Source organism: Bradyrhizobium sp., from assembly GCF_035309285.1.
Classification (GTDB): Bacteria; Pseudomonadota; Alphaproteobacteria; order Rhizobiales; family Xanthobacteraceae; genus Bradyrhizobium.
On sequence record NZ_DATGFH010000006.1, the window covers coordinates 47,512 to 62,717 of the forward strand.

A 15,206-nucleotide genomic window follows, 5' to 3' on the forward strand; every position below is an offset into this window, starting at 1 on the left:
AGCGCCCTGAACTCTCATGCCGCTGTTGCTGCCACAACAGGTCCCCGGCCGACGCAGTCACCCAAATGGTTGGTTGACTGCAACGAAGGTCTCAGGTCGCCGCCGCGCCGATTCCCCCCATTCAAGTTTGACCGCTACCATTTAAGCGTTTCTGAAAAAAAGCGAGAAGAATATTGTCGTGCAATTCCTCAAAATTGCCGGGCTTTGTCGCTAATCGGACCGGCTGACTTTCGAGCCTTCCTTGTCCGCACCTCTGTGGGCACTGGCGCGGTCACGAATACCTCCTTGATTTTTCCGGCTCTTCGCGACGCGCGCTGCGCGCGGCGCAGCTCGATTGTGGATTGCCGAAGTCGGGCTACGGCGAAGCACCGCGCCCCAATGTCGCCTTTGTTTTCATCGCGTACGAGCGACCGGATGCGGCCAACGCCGCGCGACGGCGCTTGCGATGAAGAAGGCGTGGGCATTCACAAGGATCAGGTGAGGCTCGCGGCGTAACCACGAACGGTACCGTGTTATTCGTGCGCGCATCGAGGTCGCGCACCGAAAGGTCACACGGACTGGAAATCGGCCCACACCTTGTCATCGCGCAACCACGGCGCGCGAAAGTTTTGGTAATCTGTGTGGGGTAGGGAATGGGCCGTCCCGCTGGCATTTCGCCGGCGGGTTTTGTGTTTGGGGATGAGGCACATGGAACCCGCCATCAAGAAAATCGTCGACACCTATGTGAAGCTCGGCAACCGCCGGGCGATCGAGGATTTGCTGATGCACCGCCGGCGGCTTTCAATCGATCTCAGGGGGCGCAGCGGCTACGATTTCAGCCGGCCGATCGAGCAGATCGACGAGGAGATCCGGATCATCGCCGCGGCGCTGCAGGCGTTCGAGCCGCGCGGGCAGAGCTTGGCGACGCTAAGTCTGGCGGCCTTCTGACATATTCAGCGGACTCCTGATACCTCGTGCGGGAACCGAAGACACTTCTTTAAGCCATTGAGTCTTATATAGATCGAGCCGCAGCCGCCGATGCGGTCAGACAGCCGGACGCCGCGCCCGGCACCTTCCCATGGGCGTACCGGTGTTTCCGGCTGTCTGTTGGCGGCGACTGATGCGGCAAATTTCGATTGACCGCCCCGAACCGAGCCGGACGACCGAGGTGTGAGCCGGGTCACCGACGCCGGCCCCAACCTCTTCGATGCTGGGCCGAACCAAGCGCTTAGGCAATGGAGGCTCACCATGCTGACGCTCAACATGCTGGAAGCGATCGACGCCGACCGTCTGCACCGCAAGCTCAGCCACGCATGGCGGTCGAGCGAAGAGAGATTGGCGCGCCGCCGCTATCGCATGCAGTGCCGGGTCTATCTGCATCTGCACAAAGCGCTGCTGCGTGGCCAGGCCGACGCGTGACTCAGCGCGTTGGCCGCGGCGCTGGCGCGAACCTGCACCGGTGCCGGTATGGTCTCGATACGTTGGGGGCGAACGACGCCGAGCTACCGTGCGCCGTGCGTGCGAGAGACCGTCAATGCGTACCTCCGCCAGGCGTGGCCGGCAGTCGGCTGCGAATGTCGCATCGGAAGGTCGCGCCGGGGCCGTTGTGTCAGCCGAAGCTTTCTGGCCCGCCGTCGGATCGGATTGTCGAAATGATTGAGGACCTCAAGCCAAATGCTCAGGAGGTCTTCGCGCCGCTTGCGCGATCCTTTCCTTCGGAAATGGCCAAGGCGAATCTGCATAGAGCCAGGATAGCCGAGGGACGTTGAAGATTGGTTGCCGGAACCGGGCCTGGCGCACGATCCGCAAAAGTGAGCAGCGGCCTTTCGAAAAAATCATGCGCCAGCAATTGGCGTCCGAGTCAAACGGCGCGCTGCACCGACGGCGGCTGTCGACGCATGCCAAGCGGTTGCGGCGCTAACGTGGAATTAATCTCATCAGCCCATAATCCAGGGCAGCTTAGATGGGTGCCGCGTAAAGGAGCCGTCGCGAGGACGATCCAGCGACGGCTCCATTTCTTGGTTCACTCATTTGAGGTCAAGCACGTGACCGAGACGTCGGAAACGCAGAGTCAAACCGAACAACTCGAATCCGCAGCGCCGAGCAAAGCATCGAGCAAGCGGTCCAGTCAGAAATCGATCCTGGCGCTGTCGGTGTTCGCTTTGGCCATAAATGGCACGGCGGCCATCTACACACTGCCCTCTTTCGACATTCCGTTGCCGAATGTCAGTAAGCTAGCCGAACTGCTTCCGCACCAGGAAGCCCCGGCGCCAGTACCGGACGCGGTTGTTGCCGCTTTGAAGGATATTCAGTCGGCGCAGCAGCAACACGCTGTCGCGCTGCGGGACAATGGATCCTCATTGCAACAAAACACGGCTTTGCTCCAGCAGGACTCGACTACGCTTGCTTCTCTGAGACAGAGCATCACGGACCAGCATGTCGATGTGAACAAGATATCTGCTCAGCTTTCCACGCTTATCGCGAAGGTCGACTCGCTGCAAAATGCGATCGCGCCGGAAATAACGTCCTCCATTCCAAAAGGGCGCGCTCGTCACCGGCTATCCGCAGCGATGCGCAAAAGGATGGCTCGGCAGCTTAAACCTGTAGGGCCTGTCTCGGTTGGAGGAGCTCCCCTAAGCTTTCCAGTCACCACGCCAGCCCCGGAAGGCTGAAGACATGGGGCCGCGACACCGGGCATGAGCGAAACCCGTCGGCTTCTCACCCGGCGGGTTTTCTATTTCCACGACCGATAGTTCGAGACTGTTGCGTCGTAGCAATAGCGGCTCAGCCACATTGCTGCCATGATTAATTCCGGCCGGTCGGGGTCGACCAGCGCGGCGACTTGGCTAGGCTCGGCACACCTCCGGCTGGGGGCATGTGTCGGGCCGCCAGTCACGAGCACAGCCGTCGCCAGACGCGGAGCGTCGATCCGGCGCCTTCCTGATGATTTTCACTTCCAAGCAAAAGGGAACCGGAACTTCTGGTGACCTGGGTCATTTTGAGGTGAGACGCCGCAAAATGACGCGAGGCGCGCATGAGGATCAAGACCCTTCCCCCCGATGAGGTTTTTCTCGGACTCGCTGTGGGCTGCACCGTTTTTCTGATTGAACTCGGCATCCTCGCGCTGTCGATCGAGTGATACTCTGTGAGCGCCGCGGGCTTCGGTCCCGCGCGACGTTATGGCGTCCAGGGAGAGCGATCGGAAGATTCCGCGAGAGCAAAACGGCCTCGGTACATCCGGTGTGTACCGAGGCCGACGGCCCCAGGGAAGCAGGGGCTTGGATCAGGGAGGGCCGTGACCGCAGTTTGCCCTAAGTCGGGATGCAACGTGAGTTTCCATAGGTGCTAGTCCGAAAGGATGGCCAGCAAGAGCGGCGGGGCTTCGGTCCTGCGCTTTCGTGTGCACCCATGTCCTAGCTAGGTGCGTTCTGTTACCCATGTCTCCGGGCTGGACAGATATTGTTTGGTGAGCGCGGAGGGACTCGAACCCTCGACCCCATGATTAAAAGTCACGTGCTCTACCGCCTGAGCTACGCGCTCACTTGTCGAACGAACATGTCGGCCCGGAAAACTCCGGATACCAGCCCCTCAAGGCGTGCCGCGTGCGGCTTTTTTCAAGGGCTCATGCTCCAGACGGCGCTGTGTAGGGGGTGGCTTGGTGGCGGTCAATAGCACCTCGCGGCTTATCAACGCAGGTCGTCGCCGTCGATTCCGATGACCACGCAGCCCGTTAGGCACGTTCCTTCGAGTCTTGCGGCGGATTGCGGCAAAGTTGCTAGCCCGCCTCGCGATGCACCTCGGAGGCGACCGGCTGCGGAGGGCTTGCAACCGACGGCAGCGCCACCGGGCGCAGGCCGATCAGTTCCGCGGTGCGCACCCCGGCATTGCGCCAGAACTGGAACGAGTTGATGCGCGAGCTCTCGAGGATCGCGATCGCGACAGCCGACAGGAACGGCAGGCTTTCCAGCACCAGGACGCCCGCGAAGATGTAGATTTCGCGGATCTGCTTGTAGCTGTTCGTAACGATCAGCACGGCGGCGCCGACGAGCAGCAGCACGCCGATCACGGCTTCCCAGAACGCCTGAAACTCGATCGACATCCGCGACAACCCGCCCTTGGAGGTGCGGGCGAACGGCAGATGCTCGGTGATCAGACCCTGCGCGACCGCGCGCGAGACCGTCCATTGCACGCTCATCGCCGCAACCATGGCGGAGAGTGTCTGGCCCCATTTGATTGCAACCCGCATCCGGTACATCGACACGAAATGGATCAGCGAGACCAGGAACGCGGCGATGATCGGCAGCGTCAGGATCTTGTCGGGGATGGCGATATCGGCGAAGGCCACGATCGGCACCCAGATCAGGTTCAGGATCGCGACCAGCACGCCGAGGCTTTCGGCCCCGAGCCAGTTCAGCCAGCCCAGCGAAAATTCGCGCTTCTGATCGCGCGACAGCCGGCTCGCGCCCGGCAGGAAGCGCCGCCAGTGCTTTTTCACGATCTGGAAGCCGCCATAGGCCCAGCGATGGCGCTGCTTGCGAAAGGCCTCGTAGGTGTCGGGCAGGAGACCATGGCCGTAGCGATGGTTGGTGTAATGCGTGAGCCAGCCATGCTCCATGATGGCGAGCCCGAGATCGGTGTCCTCGCAGATGGTGTCGCCGGCCCAGCCGCCCGCCATGTCCATCGCGGCGCGGCGGATCAGGCACATCGTGCCATGCACGATGATGGCGTTCTCCTCGTTGCGCTGGACCATGCCGATATCGAAGAAGCCGGCAAATTCGCCGTTCATCATGTAGTGCATCGGCGAGCGGCCTTCGTCGCGATGGTCCTGCGGCGCCTGCACGATGCCGACGCGCGGGTCGGCGAAAACAGGCACGAGATCCTTCAGCCAGTCCGGATCGACGACATAGTCGGCGTCGATGATGCCGATGATCTCGGCATTGGCCGCCGTGCGGTCCATGGCGATGCGGAGCGCACCGGCCTTGAAGCCCTTCACCTTCTCGGCGTTGATGAACTTGAAGCGCTCACCGAGCGAGCGGCAGTGATCCTGGATCGGCTGCCAGAACGCGGGGTCCGGCGTGTTGTTGATGATGACCACGCATTCGAAATTCGGATAGTCGAGCCGCGATACCGCATCGAGCGTCTGCTTCAGCATGTCGACCGGCTCGTAATAGGCCGGGACGTGGATCGAGACCTTCGGGAAGGTCAGGTTCTCGCCGATGGTGGCGGGCGCAAGCGTCGCGGTCCTGCCGATCAGCCGGCGGGGCGGGCGGCCGAAGGCCACGGCCGCGATCTCCTCGATCCGCGCCATCGCGATCAGGATCAGCGGCACCAACAGGATCAGGCCGAGGATCAGCGCGAACGACGAGCCGAAGACGAAGTAATGGCTGTCCCAATAGGCGAACACGGTCGCAATCCAGGCGCCGACGCCGTTGGCCGCGGTTGACAGCACGAAGGCCTGCAACGCCGTAGGCTCGGCGAGACGCAGGATGGGCAGCGACATCAGGATGCCGACCAGAAGCGCAATCGTCGCGAGCTTCCAGTAGTCGGGGTTCACGATGGGTCCTACCCAGGAAAATTTCGGCTCGCGTGCGGCGGTGAAAAGGCCCCAATAGGGACCGACGCCGCCTTCGAAGTATTTCCAGGGCTGATCGATCGCCTCGACGATGTTGTAGTCCATGCCGATGGCTTCGGCACGGACGACGAAGTTGCGCAACGCGGAGGCCTGCTGGAACGGGCCGGGGTCCGCGTTGCCCAGATTGTAACCGGAGCTCGGCCAGCCGAATTCCGCGATCATGACGTGCTTGCCGGGGAACTGGTTGCGCAGCGACTGGTAGCGGTTCACCGCCTGATCCACCGCCTCAGTCGATGAGAACCGCTCCCAGTACGGCAGGACGTGGGCCGCGATGAAATCGGCATTGGAGGCGAGCTCCGGATGCTGGGCCCAGATGCTGTAGATCTCACCGGTGCTGACCGGCACGTTGACGGCCGACTTGACCTGCTTGATCAGCTTGATCAGGTCGTCGATCTTCTGCTCGCCGCGAAAGATGGTCTCGTTGCCGACCACGACGCCGATGACATTGCTGTTGCGCCGGGCAAGATTGATGGCGGCTTCGATCTCCCGACTGTTGCGGTTGTCATCCTTGCCGATCCAGGCGCCGACCATGACCTTCATGCCGAACTCGGCGGCAATTGGCGGCACCAGCTCGCTGCCTTCTGTCGAGGTGTACAGGCGAACCGCCCGCGTGATGGTGGAGAATTTCTTCAGGTCGGCGCGGATCTTCGCAGAGTCGGCGGCGACGTCGACGACCGTGTGACCCGGCTCGAACGGGGTGTAGGAAGCGCTCGGCAATAGGCCGCGGAAGTCGGGAGCCTGCTGTTTTTGCTGGAAGACACCCCAAAGCGCAGCGTGGGCGGCCGTGACGAACAACAAAACGGCGATGATGGCTCGCATCGCGAAGACCTGGCGGGGCATAATGGGCGAAAACGAACCTGTCCCCTAGGTTCGACCGACACGACGGCAAGCTTAAGGATAAGCCTGCCGCGCCATTTCACAACTGGTATGACGCGAGTGGCGTTTTAAGGGCACCAACCTTGCTGGCTCGTGAACAAACGGCTCCGGTGCTCACAGCCGCGTCACTATTTCGCGGGCGGCTGCGGCGAGGGCGAGGGAGCCGGCGAGGCGGCGGGCGCAGGTGCGGCCGATCCCTGCGTCGCAGCGGTGGCGGCGGGCGCAGCGGCAGCCGCCGCCTGCGGCTGGGCGTCCGGATTGATCCAGCAGGCATGAATCCTCAGATCCAGGCTCCGCGGAACCTTGTCGTCGATCTCTGCGCCAAACCGGGTCAGGCAGCGGAACGCCGCCTGGATGTGACCGCCCGGACAGCCGAAGCGGTCATAGAGGTCGAGATGGCGAAACGCCGTGTCGAGATCATCCACCCACATCAGGCGGACCACGCGCCGACCGAGCCAGACGCATTCGGGGTTGCCGGCCGGGCCGTTGATGGCTCGGGCCGCCTCGGTGAATTCGGCAGTTTTGCGCTCGTTTTCTTTTTTTGCGGCCTCGGCGGCGGCCGCATTCCCCTTGGCCCCCTGGTCCTGGGGGTGATTGTCGCCACTTTGGGCGGCGGCGCTGCCGCACGCCAACAGGAGAGCGAATGCGGGGATGACGAGCTGGCGCAAAAGCATATTCGTAAGTGGAAGCACCGGTCGACGCATGTAATCCCCGATTTGTTACCAAAAAAGCCGGCTACGGCCTCGGTGATGCCGAGCAAATAGGTCCCCAATGCGGCAGACCGCCCAGCCGGAATCCCATGACTGGTATTTGGGAATTTGTCCAGCAAGGTCACGATTTTATCGCCACAGTGGTAAAGCGTGCCGTGTCAAGCTATCCAGCGCGATGAGTGGTTCGCGCCGCTGGCAGGGCTCTTGGCAGAGAACACTTCAGGCGCTAATCGACGTGCCGCCGCCGCCCAAAGGATGGAAACGATTTCTTTTCGCACGCCACTGGCGCTTCTTCCCATTTCCCTGATTGCCATTGCAGGCGTGTGGTGGTGGTTGGCCACGCCGGTCACGCTTGCACGCGCGCCGATCGACCCGGCGGCAAAGCTGCTCTGCGTCTCCTACGCCCCCTTTCGCGGCGCGCAGACGCCGCTCGATCCCACAACCTACATCTCGGCAGAGCAGATCGAGCAGGACCTGACCCAGCTCGCCAAGATTTCCGACTGCGTGCGCACCTATTCGATCGAGAACGGCCTCGACCAGGTGCCGGCGGTGGCCGCCAAGGTCGGGCTAAAGGTGATGCAGGGCATCTGGCTCGGCTCCGACCGCGCCAAGAATTTTGCGCAAATCTCGACCGGAATCCGGCTCGCCAAGGAATTTCCGGGCGTCATCACCTCGCTGGTGGTCGGCAATGAGGTGCTGCTGCGCGGGGAGATGACGACCACTGACCTCGCCGCCATCATCCGCTCGGTGAAAGCGCAGGTCAGCGTGCCCGTCACCTATGCCGACGTCTGGGAATACTGGCTGCGCTACCGCGAAATCTACGACGTGGTCGATTTCATCACGATCCACATCCTCCCCTATTGGGAAGACTTCCCGATCCCTGCCAGATTCGCCGCCGCGCATGTCAATGCGATCCGGCAGCGCATGGCGGTGACCTTTCCGGGCAAGGAAATCCTGATCGGCGAGACCGGGTGGCCGAGCGAGGGGCGGATGCGCGAGGGGGCGCTGCCCTCGCGGACCAATCAGGCACGGGTGGTCTCGGAAATCCTCTCGCTTGCCAAGCAGGAGAATTTTCGCGTCAACCTGATCGAAGCCTATGACCAGCCCTGGAAGCGGGCGCTCGAAGGCACCGTCGGCGGCTATTGGGGCCTGTTCGATTCGGCTCGTCGCGCGCTGAAATATCCGCCCGGTGAAGCCATCAGCAATTTCCCCTTGTGGAAATGGCAGATGGGGGCAGGCATGGCGTTCGCGGCAATCGTGTTCGTCTCCGCTTGGTTCACCACGCGGCGAAAACCGTGGACGCCCCGGCTGTCCTCCTGGGTTGCGGTGGCGATCACGGCGACATCAGCGGGCTGCCTGCTCGGGATCGCGGCCGACAAGATGGTCTACGAGAGCTACGGCGTCGGCGGCTGGACGCAATGGGGGGCGTTGCTCGCGGCCGGCTTGGTGGCGTCGGTCTTTGGCGCCAATGCGCTGGTGTCTGGGCGGTCGCTGCCGACATTTCTGGACATGTTCGGTCCGCGCGGTGACGGCTTGAGGCTTGCGCCGTCGATGTGGTGCCTGGGCGCGGCTCTCGTCGTCACCACGGTGATCGCAACCGAGACCGCGCTCGGCTTCGTGTTCGATCCACGCTACCGCGACTTTCCCTATGCGAGCCTTTCGATGGCCGTGGTGCCGTTCGCCTGCCTCCTGCTGAACCGCCCGCAAAGCGGGTCGCGTCCGCTCGCCGAGCAGGTCTTTGCCGGATTGCTCGCGATCTCCGCCATCTATGTCGGCGTCCATGAAGGCTCGAACAATTGGCAGTCGCTGTGGACCTGCGCCGGCTATCTCTTGCTGGCATTCACGCTGTGGCGGGCGCGGGGCGCGCAAAGCCCAAAATAAACAGCCCGATCGCAAGCCCGGCCAGCGCGATATTGTAGAGTACGATGCCGAGGCAGGCGGCGATCAGCCCCACGGTCAACAGCACGATCGATGGGCGAATGAAATTCAAGCCTGCGATCACCAGCGCCGTGATGCCGAACACCTCGTGCTTGAACAGCACGGTTGCGAGCGCGCGTGCCTGGCAGGGCAGTGTTCTGAGGCCGGCGTCGCAGGCCAGCGCCACAGTCGAGAACTCGATCACGAGATAGCGCACGTAAAGCGCGTAGCCGAGGGTCAAGAAGCCCACCACCAGGAGCCATTGCACCTGATAGGGGGTCAGCCGGAACGGGGTCTTGTTCATGCGGGCGACTATGCCTTGCGAATGAGGACAGGGGCAAGGCCTCGACCGGCCTCCAAACGACTCGAGGAGCGCCGTTCAAGTCTTTGTGTTGACGCCGATATCAGTGCTTGTTGAGACCGAACAGCGAGGAGAAGGTCGAACTTTCCTGCTTGGGCGGTTGGGGCGGCGGCTCTTCCTTCTTGGCGGCGTGCCGCGGCGCGTAGTAGTGCCGGTAATATGTTGGCTTGGTCGCCGGTTTGCCGTTCGCCGCCGGCTCTTCGTCAGCCCCCATGGCGAGCCGCTGGCCGTCGAACACGGTGGTGTTGCAGGTGCGCTTGTGCTCGGCCAGCGCCGCACAGATCTTGGCCGCTTCGGCGGCGTTTTGCAGGGGACCGGCGGCAAGTCGAAGCTGCATGCCAAGGCCATTGTTGCCTTCGCGCAGCACGATGATCGGCCGAAGATCCGCAAGCTCCGCATTGTTTGACTTCAACAGGCCACGCCACAGCGCGCGCAGGCCCGGAATCGAATTGGCGCCGCCAAGCTCGACGGCAAAGTCGGTACGCTGGACCTTGGCGGCATCGGCATCAGTCGGCGCCTTCTCCTGATCCTTGTCCTGAGATTTATCTTCCGGCTTGTCTTGGTCCTTGCCTTGATCCTTGACTTGCCCTTTGGCCTCAACCTTGGCTTCCGGCGTCACCGCAGCGACCTCGGCGGCAGGCGGTGACGGCGCCGGCGCCGGTGTTGCGGCATTCGTGGTCTTCACCGCTTCAAGTTTTGGCGCGGCCGGATCGGGCGGGCCCATCATCGATTTGATCGCGCCCAAGGCTGGCGCGTGAGCGGGCGACGGGCTGGGCACCGGCGCCAGCGGCACGGCCGGCTTGATCGCGGCGATCTGCGGCAGCGAGGCGATCGCCCGTGGCGCGGCTTCGGATTTGGCCGCATCCGCGCGCGGCTTGTCAGGGGCGGGCGTCGTGGGCACGGCTGATGCGACGGGCGCCACGGCAGGCGCGGCCGCCTGGCTGGGCGGGCCCGGTACTTGCGGCTGGCTATTGGTAGGCGCCGCCGATGGCGGCATCAGGGTCGCCGGCGGCGGCGCTACGCTTGGCGGCGGCTTTGGCACGGTATTGGCGGCCGGCGCGGCGGCGGCCGTCTCTTTCGCGATGGTGCCGGTGACCGAGTCCAGCCCCTGTTCGAGCACGGTCACGCGCGAAAACAGCCGATCGCGGTCATTGTTCAGCGTGTCGATGGCCGCAGCCAGCCGCCTCGTCTCGTTCTGGCTTTCCTTGGTCAGCGATTGGATCTGCTGGGACTGTCGTGTGAGATCGGCGGCTGCGACCTGGTCGCGCTTGATCCCGATCGACCATTGGTTCGACGTGACGGCCAGCACGACCGCGCCGACCGCGGCCACGCCCCATGTCCCGATCCGCCACAGCGCGCGGCGGTCGAACTCGTTCTCCTCGGCGAAAAGTCCGGTCAGCAACCCGGCTTTATCGGACTCGAGGGCGCCGGCCGACTTGTCGGAAGCCTTCGCCACGGTTTGTCAGAAGCCCCAGAATTTCAACGAATCACAAGGGAACATTATCAGGAATTGCGTCGCCGACCTGAATCACGGGCGTTTGCGGGGACGGGAAAACGCATTATGACAGCGCGTCAACGGAACTTGTGCCCGGTGATCTGGGGAACTGGTGGTTTAAGGAATCGGATGAAGGGTCGGACCAGCCTCACTGTTGTGCTTGCGGCCGGCGAGGGCACGCGCATGCGTTCCTCGCTGCCCAAGGTGTTGCACCCCGTGGCGGGGCAGCCGCTGCTGGTCCATGTGCTTGAAGCCGCGCCGCATGGCGAGGGCGCGCGGCTTGCGGTCGTGATCGGCCCCGACCATCAGGCGGTCGCTGACGCCGTGAAGCGCATTCGTCCCGATGCGGAAACCTTTGTGCAGCGCGAGCGGCTCGGCACCGCGCATGCGGTGCTGTCGGCGCGCGCGGCGATTGCGCGCGGCACGGACGATCTCCTGGTCGCCTTCGGCGACACGCCGCTGATCTCAGCCAACACCTTCGAACGGATGCGCGCGCCGCTGAAAGAGGGTGCGGCGCTGACCGTGCTGGGCTTCCGCGCCGCCGATCCAACCGGCTACGGCCGGCTCCTCATGCATGGCAAGCACCTCACCGTGATCCGCGAGCACGCGGACGCAAGCGAGGACGAGCGCAAGGTCACGCTCTGCAACGCCGGCGTGATGGCGTTCGACGGACGGAGCGCGCTGAAAATTCTCGACCGCATCGGCAATGCCAACGCAAAGGGCGAATATTATCTCGTCGATGCCGTCGCTATCGCGAGAGAACAGGGATTGGAGGCCGTCGTGATCGAAACATCCGAAGACGAAGTGCGCGGCATCAACACCAAGGCGCAGCTCGCCGAAGCGGAAGCCGTGATGCAGGCTCGCTTACGCAAAGCGGCAATGGACGCCGGCGTCACGCTGATCGCGCCCGAGACCGTCTATCTTTCCGCCGACACGCAATTCGGCAGAGACGTCACCGTCGAGCCGTTCGTGGTGATCGGACCGGGCGTCTCCATTGCCGATGGCGCGGTGATCCATTCCTTCTCGCACCTCGTGCAGTCCGCGATCGGCAAGAAGGCCTCTATCGGCCCCTTTGCGCGGCTACGGCCCGGCACCTCGGTCGGCGAGGGCGCCAAGATCGGTAATTTCGTGGAGGCCAAGGCCGCGACGCTGGAAGCCGGCGTCAAGGTGAACCATCTCTCCTACATCGGCGACGCCGAGATCGGCGCCAACACAAACATCGGCGCCGGCACCATCACCTGCAACTACGATGGTTTTGCCAAGCACAAGACCATCATCGGCAAGGGAGCCTTCGTCGGCACCAACTCCTCGCTGGTGGCCCCGGTCAAGATTGGCGCCGGCGCCTATATCGGCTCGGGCTCGGTCATCACCAGGGATGTCCCTGATGATGCGATGGCGGTCGAGCGCAGCCAGCAGAGCATCCGCGAGGGCGGCGCGGCGCGCTATCGCGAGATCAAGACGCGGGGCAGGAAGCCGAAGGCGTGATCGTTGACGCCGGCCTGCATCCAGCTACCGCAGGGACAGCAACCCGCCGTCAACCATCGAAAGTGTTAAGGACGCTCGCTAACGAAACCAACATTCGCCGCGCGCACCCTGTGCAGCAACAACGCGGGGAAGCTGGACATGAGCAGGGTGACATCGGCGTTGGCGGGCATGGTGGCCTTCGTCACAACGCACGCGGCCGCGTTCTGGTCGCTTCAGATTAGCACCGTCGCGGACAAAGACCGCGATCCCGTCGTGACGGCGGAGCAGGAGAGTTTCTTCTGGCGCGCGGAGCGGCAGCGGGCGGCGTGGCAGCGCTGCAGTTACTCTTCTTCCGATCTGGCCTGAGAACGGCCACGGCCGGAGCGCAGCCGGGATGATCCGGAGCCGGACGACGGCATCACAAACGCCGCGATCTCGAGCTCTCTCAATTCCTTGCGCAGGCGGCGCGCCCTGCGCATGGCGAGCTTGATGTTCGGGTTCTGCGAGTCCTCGTCGAAGAAGATGACGACCTCGCAAGCAGGGCACTGGCGCGAAAAGCCGTTCTGCAGGCGTCTCGCGCGTTCGCGAAACGCGCTCTTGCATCGGGTGCATTTGATCTGAACGGAATCGTCTATCGACATCGTGGCCAGGCTCGGGGACCGCCACGAGGCTAGCCACGGCCGCGTTAAGGAAACGGAAACGACAGGCAGCCCGCGCGAGCCGGGCGGGGACATCGTCACCGGGCAGTGCTCGGATTCCGCCGTCTGTCCCACGCCCACCTTCGCCGGAAGACGGGCTTCAGCGAACAGGCGGCGCGAGGCAGAGTGCAGGTGCGAAAGGTCAAATTCGGTGTAGCATCATCCCGCTTGGGAAGTCGTTCATGACTCACGCGCAAATCGCGGAATTGCTCGGCTATGTGGCGGCGGCTTGTGTCTTCGTGACCTTCTACATGAAGACCATGGTACCGCTTCGGATCGCGGGCATCGTCAGCAATGTTCTCTTTATCGGCTACGGCTACGCCGTCGACGCCTATCCGGTGCTGATCCTGCATGTGGTGCTGCTGCCGCTCAACATTCTCAGGCTGCACCAGATGCTTGCGCTGATCCGGCAGGTCGAGGACGCGACCAGGGGCGAGCTGCACCTGGATTGGGTCAAGCCGTTCAGTTCCATGCGAAACGTTGAAGCCGGGGAAGTGCTGTTTCACCGCGGCGATCCCGCGCACGAAATGTTCTTCGTCGTATCGGGCCGGTTTCGGGTCACGGAAAGATCCATCGATCTCAATGCCGGCGACGTGTTCGGCGAGCTTGGACTGCTCCATGCCGGCCAGACGCGAAGCGCCGGCGTGGAATGTACGGAAGCAGGGCAACTGCTTCGGATCAGCTACGACCAGGTCAAGCAGCTCTACGTGCAGGATCCCAAGTTCGGCTTCTATTTCCTGCACCTCGTCAGCAAACGGCTGTTTCACAACCTGTCGCTGGCGTCGGAGCAGTCCGATAAAGCGGATGAGTCTCCGTCGCCTATCTCGACTTCGCCGTCGTAGACTTGTTGGGACGCGGGCCGCCCCGGAATGACGGTGAGGCGACGGGCAAATCACCTCGGCGCGACTTCGCGTTATCAGAAGCAATGTCAAGCCCTCCGCGCAAAAATATTCCGCTTCCGTTTTTCGGAAAATCATGATTAGTTTCGCCCATCCCGCTCCAGCAAGAGGGGCGTTTCGGCCGATCGTCACGAACGTAGGCAGCGGGATGCGATGGACGTGGAGGCTGCTCACGACGAGCGCAGCCGATGCGGACGGCGAAGTCGCGTAGTCCCGGCACCCCGACGCTGGTGTCAAGCCTCGCTCCTGATGATGAGCGAGGCGACGGAGGCTAACAAGCCCGGCACTCCGGGGAGAGCGCGTATAAGCCGTAAACCATTGCGCGGGGAATGCCGGTTGTTCCGGCTGCCCTGTTGTTGCTTGCGTGCGTAAAGTGCACTTCCTTTGCACGCAAGGCTCGCGGGTGCGGCCTGCACCCGGCATTCCCTGCGCCCTCTCTCTTGACGAGGGTGACACGGAGCAAGCCTCGGACGCGATATGCGCCGCGAGAATGTGCGCTCTTGTGCTATATTAAGCTTTAGGCTTAACCCTGTCGCAATCGGCAATAATTATTGAGTATCTCGAACGCGGCGAATGTCGGTAAAGATTCCGCGGGCGTTTCGAGAATCTTCTTCGGAAGGGGGAATGGCACCGCATGTGCGGGATCATCGGCATTTTGGGGCGCGGACCGGTTGCGGGGCAACTGGTCGATTCACTCAAGCGCCTGGAATATCGCGGTTACGATTCTGCGGGCGTCGCCACGCTCGAAGGCAAGACGCTGGAGCGCCGGCGCGCCGAGGGCAAGCTGAAGAACCTCGAGACGCGACTGAAGGCGTCGCCGCTTGACGGCAACACCGGCATCGGCCACACCCGCTGGGCGACACACGGCAAGCCGACCGAGAACAACGCGCATCCGCACGCGACCGAACGCGTCGCTGTCGTTCACAACGGCATCATCGAGAATTTCCGCGAGCTGCGCGAGAAGCTCGGCAAGAATGGCCACAAATTCGGCAGCGAGACCGATACCGAAGTGGTCGCGCATCTGGTCACCGAGGAGATGAACAACGGCAAGAGGCCGGCCGAAGCGGTGGCGGCGGCGCTCAAGCAATTGCGCGGCGCCTTCGCGCTCGCTTTCATATTTGCCGGTGAGGACGATTTGATGATCGGCGCTCGCAAGGGCTCGCCGCTTGCGGTCG

The 15,206-nt window shown here is 63.1% G+C and carries 12 protein-coding genes, 1 tRNA gene and 1 pseudogene; 8 read left to right on the plus strand and 6 right to left on the minus strand.

Annotation, left to right across the window (positions count from 1 at the left end; translation table 11 throughout):
- Positions 1-687: 687 nt before the first annotated feature.
- From VKR55_RS02190 to VKR55_RS02200, 3 genes are all read left to right on the plus strand, one after another.
- Entirely contained in the window at positions 688-927 is a 240-nt protein-coding gene (locus tag VKR55_RS02190; RefSeq protein ID WP_324399200.1) for a hypothetical protein, read from the plus strand.
- Between the two features lie 300 nt (positions 928-1,227).
- Positions 1,228-1,398: a hypothetical protein gene (locus VKR55_RS02195; RefSeq protein ID WP_324399202.1), complete on the plus strand. Its 171-nt coding sequence runs from the start codon at positions 1,228-1,230 to the stop codon at positions 1,396-1,398.
- Positions 1,399-2,024: 626 nt separating this feature from the next.
- On the plus strand, positions 2,025-2,651 hold the full coding sequence (locus VKR55_RS02200; protein ID WP_324399204.1) for a hypothetical protein: 627 nt from the start codon (positions 2,025-2,027) through the stop codon (positions 2,649-2,651).
- A 792-nt stretch (positions 2,652-3,443) separates the two neighbouring features.
- Here the strand turns inward: VKR55_RS02200 and VKR55_RS02205 are convergent.
- The 3 genes from VKR55_RS02205 to VKR55_RS02215 all read right to left on the minus strand — a co-directional run bounded on the left by VKR55_RS02205 (position 3,444) and on the right by VKR55_RS02215 (position 7,191).
- Positions 3,444-3,519, minus strand: a tRNA-Lys gene (locus tag VKR55_RS02205).
- 235 nt (positions 3,520-3,754) lie between these two features.
- Positions 3,755-6,430: a glycosyltransferase gene (locus VKR55_RS02210; protein ID WP_324399206.1), complete on the minus strand. Its 2,676-nt coding sequence runs from the start codon at positions 6,428-6,430 to the stop codon at positions 3,755-3,757.
- A gap of 185 nt (positions 6,431-6,615) precedes the next feature.
- Positions 6,616-7,191, minus strand: coding sequence for a beta-1-3, beta-1-6-glucan biosynthesis protein (locus VKR55_RS02215; RefSeq protein ID WP_324399208.1), 576 nt, complete (start codon positions 7,189-7,191; stop codon positions 6,616-6,618).
- A gap of 261 nt (positions 7,192-7,452) precedes the next feature.
- On the opposite strand from VKR55_RS02215, the gene VKR55_RS02220 reads away from it, so the two are divergent.
- The gene (locus VKR55_RS02220; RefSeq protein WP_324399209.1) at positions 7,453-9,078 is read left to right on the plus strand and encodes a glycoside hydrolase family 17 protein; all 1,626 of its coding nucleotides are present in this window, start codon (positions 7,453-7,455) and stop codon (positions 9,076-9,078) included.
- On the opposite strand, the gene VKR55_RS02225 is transcribed toward VKR55_RS02220, so the two are convergent.
- Positions 9,038-9,418, minus strand: a complete 381-nt coding sequence (locus VKR55_RS02225; protein ID WP_324399212.1) for a hypothetical protein — start codon at positions 9,416-9,418, stop codon at positions 9,038-9,040. The two genes, VKR55_RS02220 and VKR55_RS02225, sit on opposite strands and share 41 nt — an antisense overlap.
- Before the next feature lie 100 nt (positions 9,419-9,518).
- Positions 9,519-10,931, minus strand: a complete 1,413-nt coding sequence (locus tag VKR55_RS02230; protein ID WP_324399214.1) for a hypothetical protein — start codon at positions 10,929-10,931, stop codon at positions 9,519-9,521.
- 168 nt (positions 10,932-11,099) lie between these two features.
- On the opposite strand from VKR55_RS02230, the gene glmU reads away from it, so the two are divergent.
- Together glmU and VKR55_RS02240 are read left to right on the plus strand one after the other, a co-directional pair.
- The gene (gene glmU / locus VKR55_RS02235) at positions 11,100-12,455 is read left to right on the plus strand and encodes a bifunctional UDP-N-acetylglucosamine diphosphorylase/glucosamine-1-phosphate N-acetyltransferase GlmU (protein WP_324399216.1); all 1,356 of its coding nucleotides are present in this window, start codon (positions 11,100-11,102) and stop codon (positions 12,453-12,455) included.
- A 138-nt stretch (positions 12,456-12,593) separates the two neighbouring features.
- Positions 12,594-12,800, plus strand: coding sequence for a hypothetical protein (locus tag VKR55_RS02240; protein ID WP_324399218.1), 207 nt, complete (start codon positions 12,594-12,596; stop codon positions 12,798-12,800).
- On the opposite strand, the gene VKR55_RS02245 is transcribed toward VKR55_RS02240, so the two are convergent.
- The gene (locus VKR55_RS02245; protein ID WP_324399220.1) at positions 12,776-13,207 is read right to left on the minus strand and encodes a hypothetical protein; all 432 of its coding nucleotides are present in this window, start codon (positions 13,205-13,207) and stop codon (positions 12,776-12,778) included. The two genes, VKR55_RS02240 and VKR55_RS02245, sit on opposite strands and share 25 nt — an antisense overlap.
- Positions 13,208-13,314: 107 nt before the next feature.
- On the opposite strand from VKR55_RS02245, the gene VKR55_RS02250 reads away from it, so the two are divergent.
- Together VKR55_RS02250 and VKR55_RS02255 are read left to right on the plus strand one after the other, a co-directional pair.
- A complete protein-coding gene (locus VKR55_RS02250; RefSeq protein WP_475386254.1) occupies positions 13,315-13,974 on the plus strand; it encodes a Crp/Fnr family transcriptional regulator in 660 nt (219 codons plus the stop codon).
- Between the two features lie 691 nt (positions 13,975-14,665).
- Positions 14,666-15,206 (plus strand): annotated as a pseudogene (locus VKR55_RS02255) (glutamine--fructose-6-phosphate transaminase (isomerizing)); the annotation flags it as partial.